General features: G+C 55.7%; 1 protein-coding gene. It reads left to right on the top strand.

The window, feature by feature from the left end; genetic code table 11:
- Positions 1-81: 81 nt before the first annotated feature.
- A protein-coding gene (locus HB376_RS40575; protein WP_213769306.1) for an IS630 family transposase occupies positions 82-1,076 on the top strand; the annotation gives its coding sequence in 2 pieces (ribosomal slippage) (positions 82-547 and positions 547-1,076; 996 coding nt in all).
- Positions 1,077-1,102 lie beyond the last annotated feature (26 nt).

The raw sequence follows: 1,102 nt of genomic DNA, 5'->3' as shown, positions 1-1,102 counted from the left end.
TATTGATATTTCCGTAAAACATGACAACCAATTGGAGCCCGGTGCGTTATATCTTCAATGAACTGTTTGAGGGTATGAGGCATGGTCAAGAGGCTATCTGACGAGGCGACAAAGAAACGATTGCGTGCAGGGCGACTGCTGCTCAAGGGGAAAAGGCCTGCCGAAGTCGCATTCGAAGTGGGGGTGGCCCGGCAAACCGTGTACACGTGGAAGGCCTTGCTCAATGAAGGCGGGATCGAAGCGTTGCGTAGCGTGCCATCGAGGGGCCGTCCTGCCAGACTGGACGAGTCCCAGCTTGAAGGTTTGCGCCAAGCCGTTCTGCAAAAGCCGACCGAGCACGGTTTTGGTACAGAGCTTTGGACGCTCAAGCGCGTGGGGGTAGTAATCGAACGGCTGTACGACGTCAAGTTCGGCCAAACGCAAATCTGGCGAATCCTGGGCGCCTTGGGCTTTAGCGTGCAAAAGCCTGAGAAGCGGGCCATTGAGCGCGATGAAGAGGCAGTGCGCAACTGGAAACGCAAAACCTGGCCCGCTCTCAAAAAAAAGCACGGCGAGAAGGTCGACTGATTGTCTTTGTAGACGAGTCCGGAATCAGCGAGCGCCCCACGCGCGTGCGCACCTGGGCGCCCAAAGGTCAGACGCCCGTCATCCAGTTTCACTTCAACTGGAATCACGTCTCGGTGATCGCCGGCCTCACGCGCACCAACTGTTTGTTCAGGTTGCACGAGGGCAGCATCCGCAAGGAAGAGATCGTCGAATTTCTCAAAGCACTTAGGGCTCATCTGAAGCAACCTCTGCTGGTCATCTGGGATGGTTTGAAGGCACATCGCAGCCGCCTGGTGCGCGACTATCTCGATGCGCTGAACGGGCACATCCAAATTGCCTTTCTTCCTCCCTATGCCCCTGATCTCAATCCAGTCGAATATCTGTGGGCGTGGCTCAAGCGACACGGGCTGGCCAATTACTGTCCTAACGATCTGAGCGAGTTGCAGGCCACCGCGCGAAACAAACTCAAGAGCGCTCAAAAGCGACCCTCAATCATTGCGGCGTGCTGGATGCAGGCTACGCTCTGGTAATGTCATGAATTATGGAAGCCTCAATA

Origin of the sequence: Caballeronia sp. dw_19 (genome assembly GCF_018449515.1) — a bacterium.
Lineage (GTDB): Bacteria > Pseudomonadota > Gammaproteobacteria > Burkholderiales > Burkholderiaceae > Caballeronia.
This window is presented reverse-complemented; position numbering and strand designations above follow the sequence as displayed.